Source organism: Aquamicrobium sp. LC103 (assembly GCF_001014615.2).
Lineage (GTDB): Bacteria > Pseudomonadota > Alphaproteobacteria > Rhizobiales > Rhizobiaceae > LBCQ02.
In genome coordinates this window covers 153542-175386 of sequence record NZ_LBCQ02000012.1, presented here as the reverse complement: position 1 = coordinate 175386, position 21845 = coordinate 153542, and the positions used below count along the sequence as shown (strand labels likewise).

Here is a 21845-nt window from a genome sequence, read left to right as displayed (position 1 = left end):
CCTCGCGCCACTGTTGGACGTAATGGATATCATCTTCCTGTTCCCTTTAATTGTTCGCTGCCCGAACAGACGCGCTGCCGAGCGCCGCCAAGATGCAGGACGTTCATGACATCCGTCTGTGAAAATCATTACATTCGCGATTTTGTCCTCGCGCGCGCATAACGCCAGTTTTTTCGAAGCGAGATACAATTAAGGATTGCATCGTAACTTTACACGTCAAAGTCGAGATCGCGAATTTCGCGATTGCAGCAAGCAAGCGTCAAGGCTAACCTTCGATTCCAAAAGCAAGGGGTGAGGAGACATGGCTGAGCGGCAGTATTCCCGTCAGCTCGCGACCATCATCTCCATCGACGCTGTAGGTTTCTCGCGGCTCATGGGTCTCGATGACGAAGCGGCCGTTTCCGCATTCGAGGAACGGCGGACGATCATCGTCGAAAGTTGCGTTTCCTTCGGGGGAAGGATGTTCGGCGCAGCCGGCGACAGCCTCATGGCCGAGTTCGGCGTGCCGGTTGACGCACTGCGGGCGGCATTCGACTTCCAGGAAAGGCTGGCAGACGTCAATGGGTCGGTGTCCGAGCACATGCGGATGCCCTTTCGCGCCGGCATCAACACCGGCAACGTCATCGTGCGCGGCGAAAGCCTCTATGGCGACGATGTAAACATCGCCGCGCGCATCCAGGAATTCGCGCCGCATGACGGCCTCGCGGTCTCGGAGACGACCTGGCACCATGTGAAGAGCGTGTCGGCGGCCCTGTTCACCGACCTCGGCGAGTTTTCGCTGAAAAACATTGCCCTGCCGGTGCGCGTCTTCGTGGCGTCGCGGGGCGGAGCGTCCTCGCCGGCGATCGGAAGCCTCGCCAGATCGCCACGGCCGCGGCCCAGCCCGAGCGGACCGCCCGCGGTCGCAGTCCTGCCCTTTCGTATCGAGGGCGACGATCGCGAGATCGAATATGTCGCCGACGGCATCGCGGAAGACATCATCCAGGGCCTTTCCAACATTCGCTGGCTGCCGGTTATCGCGAGGAGTTCGAGCTTCCACTTCCGCGACGACACACTCGAGACGCGGCTCATCGGCAATGCGCTCGGCGCCCGCTATATCGTCAGCGGAAAGCTTTCCCGGGGCAGCGGGAAGATCAGGCTCAACGTGAGCCTGGCGGACGCATCGACCGGGCGCTTGGCATGGTCGAGGAGATTCGATCGCGATTTCGCCGACATCGTCGATCTGCAGGACGAAATCGGCAGCGAGATCGTCTCGATGCTCGAAAAGGAGGTCGACAAGGCGGAGCAGGTGCGGACCTTCCAGATACCATGGGAGAGCATGGAGACCTGGCAACTGGTTCGGCGCGGCCGATGGCACATGCAGCGCCGCACCCGCGAGGACACGCAGATCGCCTTCGACTATTTTCAGAAGGCCTATCTGGAGGACCCGAATTCCAGCGCCGTGCTCAACGAGCTTGCCTGGTGGAATTTCTGGCGCGCCTGGCTGCGCTTCGGCGATAATGAATTTCTCGACAAGGTGGTGGAATATTCTCGCAAGTCGTTGCTGATGGACAGCCAGGACGCCAGGCCCCACGCCTATCTCGGCATAACAGACATCATGCGCGGCCTGCCGAAATCGGCGCTGGAGCATCTCGAGGAAGCGCTGCACATCAATCCCAGCTTCGCTTTCGCTCGTTCCGCCAAGGGCAGCGCGCATCTGCTGCTCGGCGAAGCGAATGACGCGATCCCACTGTTTCTGGACGCGGTGCGGCTGAGCCCTTTCGACACATACGGCTTCCATAATCTCGGGGAACTGACGGCTGCCTATTGCTTCATGGAGGACTGGGCGTCGGCGATCGGCACGGCCGACCGCTCGCTCGCGCTTTCACCCGGCTATTTCTACCCGCGCTTCCTCAAGATCGGAGCGCTGGCCCGCAGCGGACGGATGGAGGAGGCGCGCAAGGAACTGGAGATTTTCCGAACCCGGCACCCGGATTTCGCATACCGCAAGGTGGAGTGGATCCCGTTCGCAAAAAAATCCATGAACGACTTCATCATAAGCAATTTCGAGAGCGTGAAATGACAGAAAACGAGTGCGACGCGGTTTTGTGAACCTCTTCACATACGCGGGTCGCCGACCGCCGTAGATCACTTTCATGGCGCATCCGTTTGACCGAGGATGCGGGGGCTTTGAAGCGATGATCACGACCAAATATTATGACGGTATCCGAGAGGCCCAGGGGCACTCCCGACCGGCGAGCGAATTGCCGCCCTTCGACGTCGAGCGTCTGCGCTCGAAAGGCCTCGGCACCAAGCTGAAAGGCCTCTTTCTGCGCGATCCGCGCTGGTGGCTGACCCCCGTCAGGCGCTTTCGGCCGATGGTGAAGATCGGCAACGTCCTGCTCGTCACGCGCAACGAGGACGTTCGCGAGATACTCGAGCGGCAGGATGTCTTCGAGACGCCCTACGGCCTCGAAATGACCGAGATCGCCGGCGGAACCAACTTCATTCTGGGAATGCGGGATGGCTCCGCCTACCGGCAGATGAAATCGACCATTCTCAGCGCCTTTCCGGTGGACGAGGTCGAAAAGAGGGTGCGGCCAATCGCCGAGCATCATTCCCGCGAGATCATAATGCGGGCCGGACCCGGTTTCGATGCGGTGCACGATCTTCTGAAGGTGGTTCCGGTGCGCATATGCCGTGAATATTTCGGCATGGTGGTGGAGGATGAGGCCCGGTTTGCCGATTGGGCCAACGCCTTGAGCGGCCTTTTCTTCGCCGATCCGTTCGGCGGTGCGGTGGCGCGCGAACTCGCGGTCGTGGCGGCCGAGCACATGGTCAACGCGATCGATCTTTCGATGGACGTCATCCGCGAGGGCGACGGCGATCGCGACACGCCGCTCGGGCGCCTCGTGGAAATGCTCGACCGCAACGCGCCGGGTATCAAGCTCGGCGACGTCCATTCGATCATGCTCGGCATGATCGCCGGCTTCACGCCGACGAACCTGCTGGCATCGGGAAATTGTCTCGATTTCGTCCTCTCCCGTCCGGAAGCGCAGCGGGAGATCGAGGCGGCGATCGCCGCCGGCGAAAACGAGCGGCTCGACCGGGCGATCCTGGAAGCGATGCGCTTCCGGCCGATCTGGATAGGCCCGTTCCGCTATGCGAACCAGGATACGGTCATCGCCAAGGGCACCGACCGTGAGCGCATCGTGAAGGCGGGAACGTCGATCGTGCCTTCCACGCTTTCGGCAATGTTCGATCCGGGCGCCGTGCAGCGTCCCAACGAATTCATCACCGATCGGCCGGCGCGCGACTACATGGTCTTCGGGCATGGCATCCATCAATGCATCGGCGGGGCGATTGCGCGGATACAGATCGCCGAATGCTTTCGTGCCCTCTTTTCCAAGAAGAACCTGCGCCGCGCGAAAGGACGGCAGGGACGGCTGGCGTCCCTGGGCGCCTATCCCGATAGCCTGAAGGTGGACTTCGAGGTTTCACCTCTCTCGAAGACCGCAGATCACGCGATGGTCATCGTGGTGTGCGAAATCGACCCGAAGATCGGCCTCGCCGACCTGCGTGAGAAGGTCGGCGCGCTCGGCAATCCGGCTGGCAAGGAAATCACGGCCGCTCTCGACGCGAGCGGCAAGATTCATTTCGCAAGCCTGGCGGTCGCAGGCAGGGCCGACCCGGCCGACGAGCACGACGGCGAGCCGGCTCAACTCGTGCTCGAACTTTCGGGCGACGGAACGGAAGCAGCCGTCCTGGAAGGCTTCGCAGCCCACGCCGGCCCTTTCGTCCGCGGCATATTCGAAGAGGCCTGCGGCCTTGGCTCCGAAGAACCTCTCGAAAGTTTCATGCGCGAACGGACGGTCAAGATCTCGCAATTGTTCGGCAGCACCGCCGGCCTCGTGTTCTCCGGCACGCCCGGTCATTCGATCGCGCGCATCCGCGCCGAGGCCGAACTTGAAGCCGCGTCGCGCAAGATCATTTCCGAAACCGTCAGGCCGGCTGGAATCAACGCGGGCAAGACGCTTGCCGCGGTTCGCGCCCGCCTCGCGGAGAGCGGCAGGTTCGACTGGGCGTTCGAGCCGGCGGAGAGCCTGCTGGAGCGGCCCGGACACAGCGCCTGGAACGCACTTACCGCCACGTTGGGGGCACCCAAACTCCTTCTGACCGCCCTGGTCGTCTTCGGCCTCTGCTGGTGGACCACCTACAGCCTGGTCTTCGACAACCCTACCGGATTTTTCCGCGTCCTTCTGATTATCGGCACGGCGCTGGTGCTCACGGTGGCTGGTGTGCTGTTGTTCATTCTCGTTGCCGGATTGGTGCTCTTTCTATGGCTGCGTCATCTGGAAAAGCGGGACGCGTCGGACGAAGTCTCGGTCGATCCGGCGCGGCTCGAGGAGATCATCGCGAGCGAAAACCTCTCTCCGCAGAACAACTTGACCGCTATTTCGATCATGAAGCCCGGCCTGCTGCGGCGGATCACCCTGTGGCTGGCATTCCTGTTCATCTCGATCTGGGCAAAGAAGGTCTTCCGGCCGGGCTATCTCGCCGACATCAACACCATTCACTTTGCGCGCTGGGTGAAGCTTCCAGGCACCGACAAGCTGATGTTCTTCAGCAATTTCGGCGGGAGCTGGGAAAGCTATCTGGAGGATTTCATCAACAAGGCCCATGCCGGCCTCACCAGCGTGTGGAGCAACACGCTGGGATTTCCGAAGACGAGGGCGCTTTTTCTCGATGGCGCGACCGACGGTGACCGGTTCAAGCGCTGGGCCAGGCGCCAGCAGATACCGACGCTGTTCTGGTATTCGGCCTATCCGGGCATCAACACGCGGCGCGTAAGGATAAACTCGCTGATACGCTGCGGCCTGGCCAAGGCCGAGACGGAGAGCGAGGCCCGCAACTGGCTGCGCCTGTTCGGGTCGCTGCCTCCGCCGGCCGGAGCACTGGAGAGCGACGAGATCCAGACGATATTCTTCGGCCCGCTCGGTCCGCTGGAGCATGCGCGCATGATCGCGGTCCGCATTCCGGAAGGATTACCCCGAAAGGCGCGGAAGGAATGGCTGGAACTCGTCACCGCGAAAACCTCCTTTGCCAACCGATTGCCCGACAGGGAGGCAATGATAACCTTGTTCGGCCCGGAAGGGCTTGCGCGGCTCGGACTTGGCGGCGACGTGGCGGAGGCATCGCTGAAGACGTTCTCGACGGCCTTCCGGCAGGGGATGGGCAGCCCCGCGAGGAGCCGCGCGCTGGATGACATAGGCGACAGCGCGCCCGAGAAATGGGAATGGGGCTCGCGGGAAAAACCCGTCGACGCCATGGTCGTCTGTTATGCCTCGACGCCCGCCATCCTCGAAAAGGATGTGGCGGAATTCCGGGAAAGGACGACGGCGGCCGGCATGGAGGTCGTCACCTCCCTGCCGCTGGTCATCCACCGCAAGGGGGACAAGACCTATGAGCATTTCGGCTTCGCCGACGGCATCTCGCAGCCCGTCGTCGCCGGCACGCCGCGATCGTACGGGCCGGTCGCGCCGATGCATGTCGTGGCGCCGGGCGAATTTCTTTTCGGCTACAAGGACGAGCTCGGCTTTTTTCCGCCGACGGCGACCGTTCCCGCATCGCTTGACCGCGGCGGCGTCCTGCCCGACCTTGAAGACGATGCGGCTCCGCTCTTCGGTGGGGATGCTGTCTTGAGGGACTTCGCCAGGAACGGCTCCTACGTCGTCGTGCGCCAGCTCCGGCAGGAAGTCGAGACGTTCAACAAATTCTGCAGACAGGCGGTCCGTGGCGCGCGCGAAAAATCCGGAAACGACAGCATAGACGCCCGCTGGATCGCAGCGAAGATGGTCGGGCGCTGGCAGGACGGGTCCTCGCTGGTGCGCAATCCCAACGGCCGCCCCAAACGTACGGCAGACAATGATTTCTCATTCGCCAAGGAAGACCCGCAAGGCCTGCACTGCCCGCTCGGCTCGCATGTGCGCCGCTCGAATCCGCGCGACACGATGGGCGACGATCCGGACAAGCAGATCCGGATCAACAAACGCCATCGCATATTGCGCGTCGGCCGCACCTACGAGAACGGAAAGGAGAAAGGCCTCCTCTTCATGTGCCTGAACGCCGACATCGAGCGTCAATATGAATTCATCCAGCAAAGCTGGGTCTCGGCCACCTCCTTCGAGGGGTTGCAGGCGGAGAAGGACCCCACCATCGGCACGCAGAACGAAAACGGATCTTTCTCGATCCCCTCCCCGCATGGAACGGTCGTGCTGGAGAAACTCCGCAGCTTCGTGACGACGCGCGGCGGCGGCTATTTCTTCCTGCCGAGCCGCTCGGCCATGCATTTCCTGGTGGCGCGCCTGTCCAACGAGACGGTCAGTCGTCCTCGAAATCGGCAATGTCCTGCAAGGCCTGACGATCACTTACCCGAATGCCGCCGCGCTTGATGGCGATGAGCGAGCGGCTTCGCCAGTGGTTCAAGGTCTTGTTGACGGATTCGCGCGTCGCACCGAGAAATTCCGCCAGATCCGATTGCGAGATCGGAATCCATCCCTCCTTGTCGGCCAAGAGACCGGAAAGGAGGATGAGCCGTTTCGCCAGCCGTGCCTCGATCTTCAGCAGGGCATGGTCGCCCAGTTCGGCGCTCACCCAGCGCAGCCTCGCGCAAAGCAGCTCGATCATGGCACGGGCCAATGGCGGGTTCTTCTCGATCCTGTCGAAGAGCTGGCCGCGACTGATCGAGACGACCTCGCAATCGGAAAGGCAGGTGGCGGTCGCCGTGCGCGGCTGACCGTCGAGCGCGCCGATCTCGCCGACGAGGCTCTGCACGAGCTCGATATTCGCGACAAGCTTGCGGCCGCCCGGCGAATAGATGGAGATTTCGACCGTGCCGCTGACGACGCCGTAGAGACGGTCGGGCAGATCCTCCTGCATGAAGAGATGCTGACCTTCGGCGTAGCGCTCGGTGCCGCAGCCCTGGAACAGCAGGCTGAAAAGCTGCGGCGACAACCGCGCGACCCGCGAGTCCACCTCTGCGGAGGTGTCCGCGTCGATATCCCGCAATCGGTCGTCTCCTAGCCTCATCGCAAGCATCAACTTGTTCGTTCGGCCTTTCGGGCGCAAGCGAATTTTCTCGTTTCACGAACGGTCCGGACTCATATTGTTATGTAATAGAATTATTTCTTGATTGCGCCGACCCGCGGCGATATGAGTCCTCGCAGGCATGGAGAGCATGAGATTTGATGGAACATGTTGCGAGAATTCCCGACACCGGCGTGACTGTCGAGATCGACGGCGCGGTCGCGGTCCTGTCGATCTGCCGCCCGGCGAAGCGCAACGCGATCAATGACAGCGTTCTTGCGGCCTTCCGCGATTTCTTCTCCGCGCCTCCCAAGCAGGTGCGTTGCGTGATCATCCGCGGTGAAGGCGCGCACTTCTCCGCCGGACTCGACCTCAGCGAGCAGGTCGAGCGCGAGGCCGAGGAAGTGCTGAAGCATTCGCGCAGCTGGCATGCGGTCATGGACATGATCCAGCTGGGCGGACTGCCGGTGATCGCGGTGATGAAGGGCGCGGTCATGGGCGGCGGCCTCGAACTTGCCTCCGCCTGCCATATCCGGATTGCCGAGCATTCGGCAATCTACCAGCTTCCCGAGGGAAAACGCGGCATTTTCGTCGGCGGCGGCGCGACGGTGAGGATCGGGCGCATTCTCGGCGCCGACCGGATGACCGAGATGATGCTGACCGGCCGGCGCTATTCCGGCGAGGAAGGGCAGTCGCTGGGCCTTTCGCACTATCTGGTTCAAGAAGGAACCGGGCTCGACAAGGCGCGCGAACTTGCCCGCCAGGTCGCCGACAATTCGTCGCTCGTCAACTATCTCATCATCCAGTCGCTCTCCAACATCAGCGACATGCCGAGACAGGGCGGGTTCTTCGCCGAAAGCCTGAGCGCGGCTCTGTCGCAGACAGGACCGGACGCGCGCGAGGGTCTCCAAGCCTTCCTTCAGAAGCGCAAGCCGCAATTCCGCTGAGGTTCGGTCCGACCTTGGAAAGCGGCACGGAGAACCTGCGCAGAACGTGATTACTGGCATTCGCCGCCGAAGGCGGCTTGAAACGGATTGGCCTGGGGCGGAGGAGGAAACCACCCGTTCGAGGCTCGCAAATTCGGAAACGGGAGGTAGAGATGACAATTGCCATGCAGGGCGGACTCCGCCCGGTCCGGATGGGCAGCATGGATGTCGAAACGAGCCGGAGCGCCGATGGGGCGATCTACATAAGATCGCGCGCCGCCCTTCCCGGCTACGCCCGTTCGCTCGTCGACAGCCTCGACGACTGGGCCGACAAGGCACCCGACCGCACCCTGTTCGCCGATCGCGGGCCTGACGGCGAATGGCGGCGCTTGAGCTATGCCGAGGCGCGGGAACGCTCGCGCGCTATCGCCCAATACCTTCTCGACCGGGGTCTGTCGGCCGAGCGCCCGCTGGTCATACTCTCGGGCAACGGGCTCAAGCATGCGCTCGCCGCGCTGGGAGCGATGCGGGCGGGCATACCCTACGCGCCCGTCTCTCCGGCCTATTCGCTGGTCTCCAAGGACCATTCCAAGCTGAAATACATCTTCGAACTGCTGACACCGGGATTGGTCTTCGCCGCCGACGGCGGCGCCTTCGCCGACGCTTTGAAGGCCGTGGTGCCCGACGATGTCGGCGTGGTGGTGGCCCGCTCGCCTGTCGATGGTCTGACGACGGCGCTCTTCGACGAGATGATCGCGACCATGCCGACCTCGGCCGTCGATGACGCCCACTCGGCGGTCACGGCGGACACGATCGCAAAATTCCTCTTCACCTCCGGCTCGACAGGGATGCCCAAGGCGGTGATCAACACCCAGCGCATGGTCTGCTGCAACCAGGTGATGATCGCCTCCGCCCTCGCCTTCCTGCAGGACGAGCCGCCGGTGCTGGTCGACTGGCTGCCATGGAACCACACCGCCGGCGGCAACCACAATTTCGGCATCACCATCCACAATGGCGGCACGATGTATATCGACGACGGGTCGCCAACGCCCGGAGGCATCGAGAGGACGGTGCGCAACCTGACCGAGATCGCACCGACCGTCTATTTCAACGTTCCGAAGGGCTTCGAGCTTCTCTGCCACCACATGTCGGCCAACGAGGCGCTGCGGCAGAATTTCTATTCCCGCCTCCAGCTCCTGCAATATGCGGGCGCCGGCCTTTCGAAGCATGTGTGGGACGCGCTCGAAAGCCACGCCATCGCGGCGACCGGGCAGAAGGTGATGATCATCACCGGCTACGGATCCACCGAAACCGCGCCCTTCGCCGCGACGACGACCTGGCCGGTCAACCGGCCGGGGGAAATCGGGCTGCCGGCGCATGGGCTGGAGCTGAAGCTGGTGCCGAACGGCGAAAAGCTCGAACTGCGGCTGCGTGGCCCCAGCATCACGCCGGGCTACTGGCGCCAACCGGACAAGACCGCCGAATCCTTCGACGAGGAAGGCTTCTACCGCATCGGCGACGCACTGAAATTCGTCGATCCCGACGACGCCGGCAAGGGCCTGCTCTTTGACGGCCGCGTATCGGAGGACTTCAAGCTTTCGACCGGCACGTGGGTCAATCTGGGCCAGGTTCGCGGCGCGATCGTCGCGGCATTCGCTCCTTATGTCCGTGACGCCGTTCTGACCGGGCTCAACCGCAATCACGTCGGCGCCCTCCTTTTCCTCGATGTCGAAGCAGCGCGCTCGATACCCGGCGTCGCGAGGAACGCCAACGAGAAAGCGCTGGCGCACGACCCTGCCCTGCGTGCGCTCCTCCAGGAACGCTTGAACGATCTTGCCCGCCGTTCGACGGGAAGCTCGAACTTCGTGGCGCGGGTCATCGTGCTCGATACGCCGCCGTCCATCGACGCCAGCGAGATGACCGACAAGGGCTCGATCAATCAGCGGGCCGTCATGGCGAGACGCCACGAGCTGGTGGAAGACCTCTATGCCGAGCCGGTTCCGCCGCATGTGATCGTCGCTGAAAGGACCAGGAAATGACTTCGACAAAAGGCGCTCTGCGCTATCGTTTCTCGGACGCCTGGCTCGTCGAAGGCGCGCGGACGCCTTTCGTCGACTATACCGGCGCGCTGTCTTCCATTTCGCCGATCGATCTCGGCATCAAGGCGGCCCGGGCCGCTGTCGCCAAAGCCGGTGTGGCGGCCGAGGACATCGACACGACGATCGTCGGCTCGATGGCGCAGGCTTCATTCGACGCCTACATGACGCCGCGCCATATCGGCCTCTATGCCGGAGTGCCGGCCGAGCGCCCGGCGCATCTCGTCCAGCGCATCTGCGGCACCGGCATCGAAGTCATCATCCAGGCGGCCGATCTGATTTCGCAGAAGCGCGCCGGCGCGGTGCTTTGCGCGGGCACGGAATCGATGAGCCGCAATCCGGTGGCCGCCTACACCCACCGCTCCGGTTTCAGGATGGGCCAGGTCGAGTTCAAGGACTTCCTCTGGGAAGCGCTTCTGGATCCGGCCGTTTCCTGCACGATGGGCGATACGGCCGAAAACCTTGCCAGGCAATACGGCATCCATCGCGAAGAGGTCGATCGCTACGCCGAGCGCTCCTTTGCCAGGGCGGTGAACGCCAGGTCCGAAGGTTATTTCGAGGGCGAGATCGTGCCGGTGGTGAGCGAGAGCTTCGAGCAGCCGGGTTTCGAACCGCGCGGTATCCGCCTTCCAAGGCGCATGGAAAGCGTCGGCGAGGACAGCCATGTGCGACCCTCCCCTTATGAGACACTGGCGAAGATCCGGCCGGCCTTCGGCGGCGTTCAGACCGGCGGCAATTCGTCGGCCGTCGTCGACGGCGCGGCGGCCGTCGTCGTCGCCAACAGCGCCAAGGCCGGTTCGCGACCGCTCGCGCGCATCGTTGCCGGCGCATCCGTGGGCGTTCCGCCGCACATCATGGGCATCGGGCCGGTGCCGGCCATCCTCGCGGTTCTAGAAGAGACCGGGCTGGCACTCGCCGACATCGATCGCTTCGAGATCAATGAGGCGTTCGGCGCCCAGGTCATGGCCTGCATCCGCGAGCTCGGCCTCGATGAGGAAAAGGTGAACGTCAATGGCGGCGCAATCGCGATCGGCCATCCGCTCGGCGCGACGGGCGTGCGCCTGGCACTGACGGTGTCGCGCGAGCTCGTCCGCTCGAAGCTGCGCTACGGCATTGCTTCCGCGTGCATCGGCGGCGGCCAGGGCATCGCGCTGCTGGTCGAAAATCCCGCGGCGGCTTGAGGAGAACGCTGATGCTGGTCAACAGCCGTCAGGTCGAGATCGAATGGGGCGACTGCGATGCCGCCGGCATCGTCTTCTATCCGCGCTACTTCGCCATGTTCGATGCCTCGACCGCCTATCTCTTCGAGCGCGCGACCGGGCTGAAGAAGATCGCCTGGACGAAGAAATACGGTATCGCGGGCATACCGATGGTGGATACCGGAGCGAAGTTCATCGTCCCCTCGCGCTATGGCGACGTCATCACCATCGAGACCTCCGCCACCGATATCCGACGTTCCAGCTTCGACATCAGCCACAAGGTCTTCAAGGAAGGCACGCTCGCGATCGAAGCGCGCGAGACGCGCGTGTGGACAGGTCGCGATCCGGCCGATTCGAGTCGGCTGAAGGCCGTTACGATCCCGGACGAGGTTGTTAACGCTTTGAAGGGCTGACCACGTTTCGGATCGAAAACAGCGTCAAGGCGGGAAAAGGCCGCGGCGACAAATGGTTACGGCGAAATCCGCAGTCCATTTGGAAGGCGATTTACCGTACGACTTTCTACGTATGGCTGCACGATGGCGAGCGGCGGACCAATTGTCTATACTATTGGAAAACAAGAACAACGGGAGGCTCGGCGACATGGCCAAGACGACGGCGGCAAGGAAGTCAAAGGCTGCGGCTCCCCGGCAAGAACATACCACCGAGACACCCGATGCGCTTGGCGCGAGAAGCAATCCGCTGGACGGGGTGATCGGATACAAGGTGCGCCGCGCGCAGGTCGCGATCTTCCAGGACTTCATCCATCACTTCAAGGAGGTCGACCTTCGCCCAGCCGAATTCTCGGTGCTGCGCATTCTGCACGAGACACCCGGCCTGAAGCATGCCGAGGTCGCCGGCATGCTCGGCATCAAGCGCACCAATTTCGTCTCGCTGATGGACGCCCTGGAGAAGCGTGGACTTGCGACCCGCCGCAAGTCGGGGACCGACCGGCGTTCCCACGCACTGCACCTGACGCCCAAGGGCGAGGCGCTTCTCGGCGAAGCGATGAAACTGTTCGAGACGCATGAGAACGGGCTTATCAGAAAGCTCGGAGGCGAGGAGGTGCGCGACCAGCTGCTTGAGCTTCTTTCGCGCATCACCGAGGAGTAGGACTAACGGCCGCCAAGGCCGGGGTCCCCTATGATAGCGAACCCTATTCCGGAAAGACGATGGTCTTGTTGCCATTGAGCAAGACGCGATCGTCCAGATGGTAGCGTACGGCGCGCGCCAGCACGCGACGCTCGATATCGCGCCCTTTCCGGACGAGATCGGCCGGCGTGTCGCGATGGCTGATGCGCTCGATGTCCTGCTCGATGATCGGCCCCTCGTCGAGATCGCCGGTCACGTAATGCGCGGTCGCGCCGATCAGCTTCACGCCGCGCTCATGCGCCTGGTGATAGGGCTTCGCGCCCTTGAAGCCGGGCAGGAAGGAGTGGTGGATATTGATGCATCTTCCGGCCAGATGCGATGCCATCTCGTCCGAGAGTATCTGCATGTAGCGAGCCAGCACCACGAGGTCGGCGCCGGTCTCGGCCATGACGCCGCGAATGCTGGCTTCCTGCTCGGCCTTCGTCTCCCTGGTGATCGGCAGATAATGGAAAGGCACCTCGCCGAGGGTCAGATTGTTGTAGATGTCGCGCGGATAGTTGGAGACGATGCCGACGACGTCCATCGCCAATTCGCCGCTGCGCCAGCGGTAGAGCAGGTCGCCGAGGCAATGGTCGAAACGCGAGGCAAGCAGGAGCACCTTGCGGCGGCTCGCCGTGTCGCGCACGGCCCAGGTCATGGAAAAACGCTCCATGACCGGCGCGAGCGCCGCACGCGCCTCCGCCTCGTCGGCCTCGGCGTGCTCGAACACCAGCCGCATGAAGAAACGATTGGTGATGATGTCGTCGAACTGCTGCGAATCCAGGATGTTGCCGCCAAATTCGAAGACGGCGGTCGAAACCGCCGACACGATACCGGGACGGTTCATGCAATGTGCGGTCAGCACGAGGGATCGATTGGTCATTCCGTCCTCTGGAAGACTCCGGGCGTTCGCATTCAGCCGGTGACGGCCTGGTCACCGGGCCGGCCGCCTCCGGCGGCGACGCTCCGCTTGCAAATGCGACTGTGACGTTCGTCGAACCGGACGGCTGCCGGAGATTTCCGGCAGCCGACGGCAGGGCGTCAGGCGCTCTGCTTGGTTCTCCAGCTGTCGACATAGGATTCGCGGGCATCGCGCGAATACGGCACCGGCGACACCTTGACGCGAATTTCGAACTGCTTGTGCGGCTCCACCGTCGTCTTCCGCGTGCCGCCGTTCTCCTCGCCCCAGACGAGCGTCAGCACATCGCCGACCTCGATGCTCGGGTCGAGCGTGCCGAGCGAGAGCATGGCGCGTTCGTTGTAGGAATAGCCGCTGAACATCGACAGGCCCACGACCTTGCCGTTCTTCATCACCTTGTCGTAGTTGGACGAGGCGTAGTTGGACAGCGGCAGGTCGATGAACTTGTAGGTTTCGCCACCCGGCTCGAGGAAGGAACGGTGCACCTTGGCGACATCGTCGGGGTTCCACTCGAAGGTGACCTTGCGACGATGCGGCTTGCCGGCAATCTTCTCCAGCGCCTCGCGGCCGATGAAGTCGTGGTCGAACTTCACGAACGGCCCGTAGCCGAGTTCATAAGGCGTCAGATAGTAGTCCCGGATATCGTCAGAGACGAAGCTGCCGCCGATCGAGCCGGTCGCCTCATAGCTGTCGGCCGGCAGCCATTCGCGATAGGCCTTCATTTCCTCGTCGCTGTAGACGGCCGGCAGGGGGGACGGGATCCAGCCTGATTCCAGCGTGTTCGTCGCATAGGCGCGCGAGCCGACCGGAACGATACCGAATTCCTCGCCCGCTTCCAGGATCGCATTGCGGATCTCGTCGCCTTCCTCATAGGGCCCCCATATCTCGAGACCGGGAACGCCCGACATGCCATGACGCAGCGCACGCACCTTGCGACCGGCGATGTTGATGTGGTCCATGTTGAAGAACTTGACGTCCGGCAGCGGCCCGCCATTCAGCTTTTCGAGGATCTTCGGCGCGTTCGGACCCTGAATCTGGTAGCGATAGCGCTTGCGCACGACCGGCTTGCCCATCGGCCGCGACGGCGAACGGTCGTCGCGGTCGAGCTTGACATCGTAGCCGCCGGTCTCGCCGTTGAACTGGACCCAGTTGATCGTCGGCGCGCGGCCGACCAGCAGCAACTGGTTCTCGGCGAGATGGAACATGATCACGTCGCCGATGACATGGCCGCTGGGGCTGCAGGGCACGAACTGCTTGGCCTTGTTGACCGAGAAATTGTTGAGGCTGTTGATGCCGAGACGCGAGATCAGCTTGAGGGCGTCCGGTCCCTCGATCATGATCTCGGCCATATGGTGCGACTGGTCGAAGAGCACGGCGGTCTCGCGCCAGGCGCGCTGCTCGTCGCGCCAGTTGGTGAATTCCGGCGGAACGACCGGATAGATATAGGCGCCGATGCGCGAGTTGCGCAGCATCTCTACCGTGTTGCCGGCGCCATGCAGCTTCTGTTCCAGATTTTTAGCAGTCATGGTTGTTTCAACTCCCTAGGAATGGATAGTCGTTTTTCGCCCGCGCCATGGTTGGCACGGGACGCGATGTTTAGGATCGAATTAGCGTTCTAGCGCTGACCCTCAACCCAGCGGGCCGACTTCACCGGATCGCCGAACGTGAAGAAATGCGCGCCGTCTATGCCGAGCGACGGGTCGTAGGCCTGCGCCTCCGCGATCTCGCCCAGCAGTTCGTCCGGCGTCTCACCGGCAAGGACGTTCTTCGCCAGTTCGCCGCGTTCCTTGAGAATGCGCAGGGAAGCGCCCACGCCGCAGCGGATCGCATATTTGATGAGCTTGCCACGGTCGGCCGGCCCGGCGACGCCGACCCGCAGCGGAGCCTCGATGCCATTGGCGCGCAGCCATTTCGCGAGTTCGACCACCAGCTTCGGATCGAAGACGAACTGGCTGACGAGCGTCACCTCCAGCGAAGCTTCCCGCGCCGCGGCCAGCTTCGCCTTGAGCGCCTCCTGCAGAACGGTGTCGCTGATGCGGGGGTGACCCTCGGGATAGCAGGCGAGAAATATCTTGCGAATGCCGTGTTTCTGGATGAGGCCGGTTTCGAGCAGTTGCAGCGCCGAGGTGAACTCGCCGACCGGATCGTCACGATCGCCGCCCAGAACGAGGACGCGGTCGACGCCCGCTTCCTTCACAAGCCTGCCCAGCGTCTCGTCGAGTTCGTGGGCGTGCCGCGTGTTGCGAGCAACGATATGCGGCACCGGCACGAGGCCGGCCTCCCGCAATGCCGTGACGGCCTCGACGAGCACGTCGGCGCTTTCGTTGGGAAGATTTGCGACGAAGACTTCGACGCCCCGCTGCAGATGCGCGGCGACGTCGGCAACCGACCTGCGATCGCGCGCGGTCAACTCGACCGAATAGTTCTCCAGGAGCGCCGGCAGCGCGCTCCACTCCTCTTTCAGTTGCGCTTCGCCTGGCGCCATCTTGTCTCCTCCTGTGGATTCAGCCACCCAATCGGTGTCCCACCTGTATACAATGTAGATTGCGCAACTGCCTGTCAATCAGGATTCTTGGTCTTATTTCTGTTAAAAATCGCGCATATCGCTGGTTTTCGGACTATTAGGCTACGCTTACATTCTATTTTATCGACAGAAATCAACTAATGGTATACAGTCAGTATCGAAACGGAACTGGACGGATTGCGATTCATCGGAATCTGGTGCAGTCAGGAGGAGAAGACGGCGCCGGATAAACCCGGTGCTTCGCGACAAGGAACGAAGCGGCGGGAGCGAGACGCTGCCGCGGCAGGGAGGATGACCGGATTGCGCACGGGCGGCGACCGAAAGCGGGACAGCCAGGCTCTCAAGGGCCTTCTCGGCGTGCGCAACCTTGTCCTTGGCGGGTCCGTGGCGCCGGGCGAGCGGCTTTCCGAGGTCGCGCTCGCCGAACAGCTCGGAATATCGCGCACCCCGCTGCGGGCGGCACTGGCCCGCCTGGAACAGGAGGGCTTGCTCGAGCAGATTCCCTCCGGCGGTTATTCCGTGCGCGGCTTCACCATCGCCGACGTCTTCGACGCGATCGAATTGCGCGGCGTGATGGAGGGCACGGCCGCCCGCCTCGCGGCCGAGCGCGGCGTGACGCCGGCCAAGCTCAGAGCCATGAAGCTCCTCGTCGAGGAACTGGAAGGCTGCTTCCGCGACCGGCTGGAAGACATGCTCTTTTCCCAATATGTCGAACTCAACGCCGAATTCCACACCATGCTCGCGAGCCTTGCCGGCAGCGAGATCATCCGCAGGGAGGTCGAGCGCGTGGTGCAGCTTCCCTTCGCCTCACCCAGTGCTTTCCTCGTCAAGCAGGAGGACGTCTATGCCTTCCGCGCCTCGCTGGTTCATGCCCAGCGACAGCACAAGGAGATGGTTTCCGCGATCGAGCTGCGCGAGGGGACGCGCGCCGAAGCGCTCGCGCGTGAGCACGCGCGTCTGGCGCGCCACAATCTCGAATTCGTGATCAACGAGGACCGCAGCCTGATCGGGCGCGTCCCCGGCCTCGCGCTCGTGTCCACATGAGAAACGTCTTGTCGATCGAATAGCGGAGTAGCGCCGAGCAGAAGAGCATAAGCATTGAGATCAAAGGCGGCGGGGGCTGAGATCGAGTGGAACGGAGCGCTTGTCGGCGCCCTCCTCCGCGATCTGGCTGGTGTCTCCGCAAAGGCGGGGCGCATGGTTCGGCTTGAGGCCGAACAGGTTCTCCGCGACCATGACATCCACCAGCGTTTTCCGGCATGGCCGGACAGGCTGGAACCGAAAAGACCGGACGATTGAACCGGTCGCAAGCAGGAGGAAGTGAATGTTTACAAGACGTGCAATCATAGCCGCGCTGTCGGCTGGTGTCGCCATGGCCACGCTGCCGGCTGGCCCGTCATTCGCGCAGGATGTCTTCAAGGTGGGGCTTATCCTGCCGATGACCGGTCCGTTCGCGTCGACCGGCCGCCAGGTCGAGGCCGGAGCGCGCGCCTATATCGCCCAGCACGGCGACACGGTCGCAGGCAAGAAGATCGAGCTCGTCGTACGCGACGATGCCGGCACCGCCGATCAGACCCGCCGCATCGCTCAGGAGCTCGTCGTCAACGAAGGCGCCGGCGCGCTTGCCGGCTTCGGCCTGACCCCGCTGGCGCTTGCGGTCGGCCCGGTGGCCACGCAGGCGAAGGTTCCCGCGATCGTCATGGCCGCCGCGACGTCCTCGATCACCGAGCAGTCGGAATTCTACGTGCGCTCCAGCGGCACGCTGCCGCAATCGGCCGTGCCGGTCGCCACCTGGGCGCTGGAGAACGACATCAAGAAAGTCGTCACCCTGGTTTCCGATTACGGTCCGGGCATCGATGCCGAGACCTGGTTCACCAGGGAGTTCACCGGCAAGGGCGGCGAGATCGTCGAAGCCGTGCGCGTTCCGCTCCAGAACCCGGATTTCGCGCCCTTCCTGCAGCGCGTGCGCGACGCGAGCCCCGATGCGGTGTTCGTCTTCCTGCCGTCGGGCGTCGGCTCGCTCTTCATGAAGCAGTTCGCCGAACGTGGCCTGGCCGATGCGGGCATCAAGCTGATCGCGACCGGCGACGTCACCGACGACGACATCCTCAACGATATGGGCCAGCCCGCGCTCGGCGCGATCACCGGCCATTTCTATGCCGCCGCGCACGACAGCCCGGAGAACAAGGCGTATGTCGAGGCCTTCAAGGCGGCGAACAAGGGCATGCGGCCGAACTTCATGTCCGTCGGCGGTTATGACGGCATGCACCTCATCTACGCCGCGATCGAGGCGACCAAGGGCGACACTGGCGGCGAGGCGCTGCTGGAGGCGATGAAGGGTCTGTCCTGGACCAGCCCGCGCGGACCGATCTCGATCGACCCGGAAACCCGTGACATAGTGCAGAACGTGTATATGCGCGAAGTCAAGGAAGTGGACGGCGAACTCCAGAACGTGGAATTCGCCACCTATGAGGCGGTGAAGGACCCCGTCAAGGCGGCGGCAGCCTCCGGAAACTGAGCCCTCACGCATGTGGCGGGAGACAAGCTCCCGCCGCTTCTCCACACAACAGGCCGAGCGGTAATTCATGCTGACCATTCTGTTCGACGGCGTTGCCTATGGAATGCTGTTGTTCGTCCTAGCCTGCGGACTGACAATCACGCTGGGCTTGATGAACTTCATCAATCTCGCCCATGGTGCATTTGCGATGGCGGGCGGCTACATCACCGTCGTGCTGATGAACCGCTACGGCGTCTCGTTCTACTGGTGCCTGCCGATCGCCTTCCTGGTCGTGGCGGCGATCGGCCTCGTGCTGGAACGCACGCTCTACAGCCGCCTCTATTCGGCGCCGCATCTCGACCAGGTGCTCTTTTCCGTCGGCCTCGTCTTCATGTCGATCGCGGCGGTCGATTACTTCATGGGCGGCCAGCAGCAGCTCATCCACCTGCCGCGCGAACTGTCGGGGCGATGGGAAGTGTTCGGCGTGGGCATCGGCAAATACCGCCTCTTCATCATCGTCATATGCGCGCTTCTGGCCGTGGCGCTGCAGCTCGCATTGACCAAGACGCGCTTCGGAAGCCAGCTCCGCGCCGCGGTCGACGACGGGCGCGTGGCACGCGGATTGGGAATCAACGTGCCGGTCGTCTTCGCGCTCACCTTCGCCTTCGGCTCCGGCCTTGCCGGGCTCGGCGGCGCGCTCGGCGCGGAAATATTGGGGCTCGATCCCAACTTCCCGCTCAAATTCATGATCTACTTCCTCATCGTCGTCACCGTGGGCGGCACGTCCTCGATCACCGGGCCCTTCCTCGCCGCGCTCCTCCTCGGCATCGCCGATGTGGCCGGCAAATATTACGTGCCGCAGATCGGCGCCTTCGTCATCTATGCGGTCATGGTTCTGGTGCTGATCCTGCGTCCACACGGACTGTTCTCGCGGGAGGGCACGCGATGAGTTCGGCGAGCGAAACATTGATGTCCTCCACCGCCGGAAAACCCGAAACCACCGCCATGGCGCTGTTGCGCCGGCGCAATAGCTGGCGGGCCTATGAGATCGTTCTATGGCTGATCGCCTTCGCGATGATCTTCGCGATGCCGTCCAAGGCGCTGATCCTCACCGAGATCACGATCGTCGCGCTGTTTGCCGTGTCGCTCGATCTGATCCTCGGCTACGCCGGCATCGTGTCGTTGGGCCATACCGCCTTCTTCGGACTCGGCGCCTATGCGGCCGGGCTCTTCGCGAAGCATTATTTTGCCGAACCGGTCACCGGACTGCTCGTCGCCGGCATTGCCAGCGGCGTGCTCGGCTTCGTGACCAGCTTCCTGGTGCTGCGCGGCTCCGACCTGACCCGGCTGATGACCACGCTCGGCATCGGCCTGATGCTCGCCGAGCTCGCAAACCAGATGGCATGGCTGACCGGCGGCGCCGACGGGCTGAGCGGGGTGATCATCGGACCGATCCTGGGGCAGTTCGAATTCGATCTCTGGGGCAGGACCGGCTATATCTACTCGCTCGTCACGCTGTTCATCCTGACCTGGGCGGCGCGGCGATTGGTCAATTCGCCCTTCGGCCTGTCGCTCAAGGCGATCAAGACCAACCCGGTGCGTGCTTCCATGGTGGCGATTCCGTCGAGGCACAGGATCGTCGCGGTCTATACGATCGCCGCCGTCTATGCCGGCATCGCCGGTGCGCTCCTGACGCAAACGACCAGCTTCGTCTCGCCCGACGTTCTCGCCTTCCATCGCTCGGCCGACGTTTTGCTCGTCCTGGTGCTCGGCGGCGTCGGCTATCTCTATGGCGGCATCATCGGCGCGATCCTGTTCACGCTGCTGCGCGACTGGCTGTCGGTCATCACCCCGCAATACTGGATGTTCTGGATCGGCTTCGTGCTGATCGTCATCGTCATGATCGGCCGCGAGAATCTCGCCCGCTGGCACACCTTCCTGCCCGAACCGCTGCGGCGGGCAATGACGCGGATCGCCAATTGGCGGCCGGGCGCGAAGATTGGAGGAAGCCGATGACGGTCGCGCTCGAAACCCGCAATCTCGTCAAGCGCTTCGGCGGCTTCCTCGCCACGAACGACGTCTCGCTCTCCGTGCGCCAGGGCGCTCGCCACGCGCTGATCGGACCGAACGGCGCCGGCAAGACGACGCTGATCAACCTTCTGACCGGCGTGCTGAAACCGAACTCCGGCCAGATCATCCTCGGCGGCGAGGACATAACCGCCCTGCCCGCGCACCGCCGCGTGCGGAAGGGCCTCGCGCGAACCTTCCAGATCAACCAGCTCTTCGGCGAATTCACCCCGCTGGAATCCGTGGTGCTGGCAATCAACGAGCGCGAGAAGATCGGCGGCCTGGCCTGGGCGCCGCTCGTAGCCCACACGAAAGTCGTCGAGGAGGCCGCGGCCCTCCTTCAGCGTTTCGGCCTTGCCGACGTGATGGGCGAGCGCACGGTCGTTCTGCCCTACGGCAAGCAGCGGCTGCTCGAGATCGCGCTGGCGATCGCCAGCAAGCCCCGCGTGCTGCTTCTCGACGAGCCGGCGGCGGGCGTTCCCGAGGAGGAGCGCCACGAGGTCCTCGCCATCGTGCGCGACCTGCCGGCCGACGTCACCGTCATTCTCATCGAGCATGACATGGATTTGGTCTTCTCCTTCGCCGACCGGATCTCCGTGCTCGTGGCGGGCGCGCTCTTTACCGAAGGCAGCGTGTCGGAAATCTCCGCCGACCCGCGCGTCAAGGCGATCTATCTGGGAGAGGACGCCTGATGGCCACGACCCTGCTGCAAATCGAAAAGCTCGTCGCCGGTTATGGCGAGGCGCGCGTGCTGTCGCAGATCAACCTGACGCTCGGCGAAGGCCAATCCCTGGCGCTGCTCGGCCGCAATGGCACGGGAAAGACGACCCTGGTCAACACGATCGTCGGCGTCACCACGCATCATTCCGGAACGATCCGCTTCGCCGGCGGAGATGTCACGCGCATGCGGCCCGAACGCCGCGCCGCGGCCGGCATCGGCTGGGTGCCGCAGGAACGCAACATCTTCCGCTCGCTGACGGTCGAGGAAAACCTCACCGCCATCGCACGCGATGGAAGCTGGACGTTGGAGCGCGTCTATTCGATGTTCCCGCGCCTGAAGGAGCGGAGGGGCAATCTCGGCAACCACCTGTCCGGCGGCGAGCAGCAGATGCTGGCGGTCGGCCGTGCGCTGATGCTCAATCCGAAGATATTGCTCCTCGACGAGCCCCTGGAAGGCCTCGCGCCGATCATCGTCGACGAATTGCTCGCGGTGCTGCGCAGGATCGTCACCGACGAGGGCATGTCGGCGATCATCATCGAGCAGAAGGCGCGCAAGATATTGCCGCTCACCGACAAGGCGATCGTGCTGGAGCGTGGCGCCGTCGTCTATGAGGGCGAAAGCGCGGCGCTGCTTTCCGATCCGGAGATTTTGGAGCACCATCTCGGTGTCTCCAAAGCCGATTTCAAGGTGTGAACCCGCTGAG

At 63.3% G+C, this 21845-nt stretch carries 18 protein-coding genes; 13 read left to right on the top strand and 5 right to left on the bottom strand.

Annotated features, from left to right (window positions below; all coding sequences use genetic code 11):
- Nucleotides 1-301: 301 nt before the first annotated feature.
- Together XW59_RS22610 and XW59_RS22605 are read left to right on the top strand one after the other, a co-directional pair.
- Nucleotides 302-2062 (top strand): adenylate/guanylate cyclase domain-containing protein, encoded by a 1761-nt coding sequence (locus tag XW59_RS22610; RefSeq protein WP_047147900.1) that lies wholly within the window; start codon nt 302-304, stop codon nt 2060-2062.
- A gap of 115 nt (nt 2063-2177) precedes the next feature.
- A complete protein-coding gene (locus XW59_RS22605; RefSeq protein ID WP_136068431.1) occupies nt 2178-6431 on the top strand; it encodes a cytochrome P450 in 4254 nt (1417 codons plus the stop codon).
- Here the strand turns inward: XW59_RS22605 and XW59_RS22600 are convergent.
- Complete coding sequence (locus XW59_RS22600; RefSeq protein ID WP_246666175.1) at nt 6361-7047, bottom strand: Crp/Fnr family transcriptional regulator; 687 nt, start codon at nt 7045-7047, stop codon at nt 6361-6363. The genes XW59_RS22605 and XW59_RS22600 overlap by 71 nt on opposite strands.
- 179 nt (nt 7048-7226) lie before the next feature.
- Between XW59_RS22600 and XW59_RS22595 the strand changes: the two genes are divergently transcribed.
- From XW59_RS22595 to XW59_RS22575, 5 genes are all read left to right on the top strand, one after another.
- The gene (locus tag XW59_RS22595) at nt 7227-8012 is read left to right on the top strand and encodes a crotonase/enoyl-CoA hydratase family protein (protein WP_047147901.1); all 786 of its coding nucleotides are present in this window, start codon (nt 7227-7229) and stop codon (nt 8010-8012) included.
- 152 nt (nt 8013-8164) lie between these two features.
- Nucleotides 8165-10030, top strand: coding sequence for a feruloyl-CoA synthase (locus XW59_RS22590; protein WP_136068433.1), 1866 nt, complete (start codon nt 8165-8167; stop codon nt 10028-10030).
- Nucleotides 10027-11268, top strand: a complete 1242-nt coding sequence (locus XW59_RS22585; RefSeq protein ID WP_047147903.1) for a thiolase family protein — start codon at nt 10027-10029, stop codon at nt 11266-11268. Before XW59_RS22590 ends, XW59_RS22585 begins: the two co-directional genes overlap by 4 nt.
- Before the next feature lie 11 nt (nt 11269-11279).
- Entirely contained in the window at nt 11280-11699 is a 420-nt protein-coding gene (locus XW59_RS22580; RefSeq protein ID WP_047147904.1) for a thioesterase family protein, read from the top strand.
- Nucleotides 11700-11886: 187 nt separating this feature from the next.
- Nucleotides 11887-12396 (top strand): MarR family winged helix-turn-helix transcriptional regulator, encoded by a 510-nt coding sequence (locus XW59_RS22575; protein WP_047148051.1) that lies wholly within the window; start codon nt 11887-11889, stop codon nt 12394-12396.
- Between the two features lie 43 nt (nt 12397-12439).
- On the opposite strand, the gene purU is transcribed toward XW59_RS22575, so the two are convergent.
- The 3 genes from purU to XW59_RS22560 form a co-directional block, all read right to left on the bottom strand.
- Nucleotides 12440-13297 carry a formyltetrahydrofolate deformylase gene (gene purU / locus XW59_RS22570; RefSeq protein WP_047147905.1) on the bottom strand — a complete coding sequence of 286 codons (858 nt, stop codon included), beginning with the start codon at nt 13295-13297 and terminating at the stop codon, nt 12440-12442.
- Between the two features lie 158 nt (nt 13298-13455).
- Nucleotides 13456-14859: an aminomethyltransferase family protein gene (locus XW59_RS22565; protein ID WP_047147906.1), complete on the bottom strand. Its 1404-nt coding sequence runs from the start codon at nt 14857-14859 to the stop codon at nt 13456-13458.
- An 89-nt stretch (nt 14860-14948) separates the two neighbouring features.
- Complete coding sequence (locus XW59_RS22560) at nt 14949-15818, bottom strand: methylenetetrahydrofolate reductase (protein ID WP_047147907.1); 870 nt, start codon at nt 15816-15818, stop codon at nt 14949-14951.
- 330 nt (nt 15819-16148) lie between these two features.
- Between XW59_RS22560 and XW59_RS22555 the strand changes: the two genes are divergently transcribed.
- Entirely contained in the window at nt 16149-16901 is a 753-nt protein-coding gene (locus tag XW59_RS22555) for a GntR family transcriptional regulator (RefSeq protein WP_047147908.1), read from the top strand.
- Between the two features lie 60 nt (nt 16902-16961).
- Here XW59_RS22555 and XW59_RS29415 read toward each other — a convergent pair whose 3' ends face one another.
- On the bottom strand, nt 16962-17102 hold the full coding sequence (locus tag XW59_RS29415; protein WP_170990200.1) for a hypothetical protein: 141 nt from the start codon (nt 17100-17102) through the stop codon (nt 16962-16964).
- A 79-nt stretch (nt 17103-17181) separates the two neighbouring features.
- Between XW59_RS29415 and XW59_RS22550 the strand changes: the two genes are divergently transcribed.
- From XW59_RS22550 to XW59_RS22530, 5 genes are all read left to right on the top strand, one after another.
- On the top strand, nt 17182-18375 hold the full coding sequence (locus XW59_RS22550) for an ABC transporter substrate-binding protein (RefSeq protein WP_047147909.1): 1194 nt from the start codon (nt 17182-17184) through the stop codon (nt 18373-18375).
- Nucleotides 18376-18442: 67 nt separating this feature from the next.
- Nucleotides 18443-19303 carry a branched-chain amino acid ABC transporter permease gene (locus XW59_RS22545; protein ID WP_047147910.1) on the top strand — a complete coding sequence of 287 codons (861 nt, stop codon included), beginning with the start codon at nt 18443-18445 and terminating at the stop codon, nt 19301-19303.
- Nucleotides 19300-20370 (top strand): branched-chain amino acid ABC transporter permease, encoded by a 1071-nt coding sequence (locus tag XW59_RS22540; RefSeq protein WP_136068437.1) that lies wholly within the window; start codon nt 19300-19302, stop codon nt 20368-20370. Before XW59_RS22545 ends, XW59_RS22540 begins: the two co-directional genes overlap by 4 nt.
- Nucleotides 20367-21113, top strand: a complete 747-nt coding sequence (locus tag XW59_RS22535) for an ABC transporter ATP-binding protein (protein ID WP_047147912.1) — start codon at nt 20367-20369, stop codon at nt 21111-21113. The genes XW59_RS22540 and XW59_RS22535 overlap by 4 nt, the downstream gene beginning before the upstream one ends.
- Nucleotides 21113-21835, top strand: coding sequence for an ABC transporter ATP-binding protein (locus XW59_RS22530; protein WP_047147913.1), 723 nt, complete (start codon nt 21113-21115; stop codon nt 21833-21835). Before XW59_RS22535 ends, XW59_RS22530 begins: the two co-directional genes overlap by 1 nt.
- Nucleotides 21836-21845: the final 10 nt, after the last annotated feature.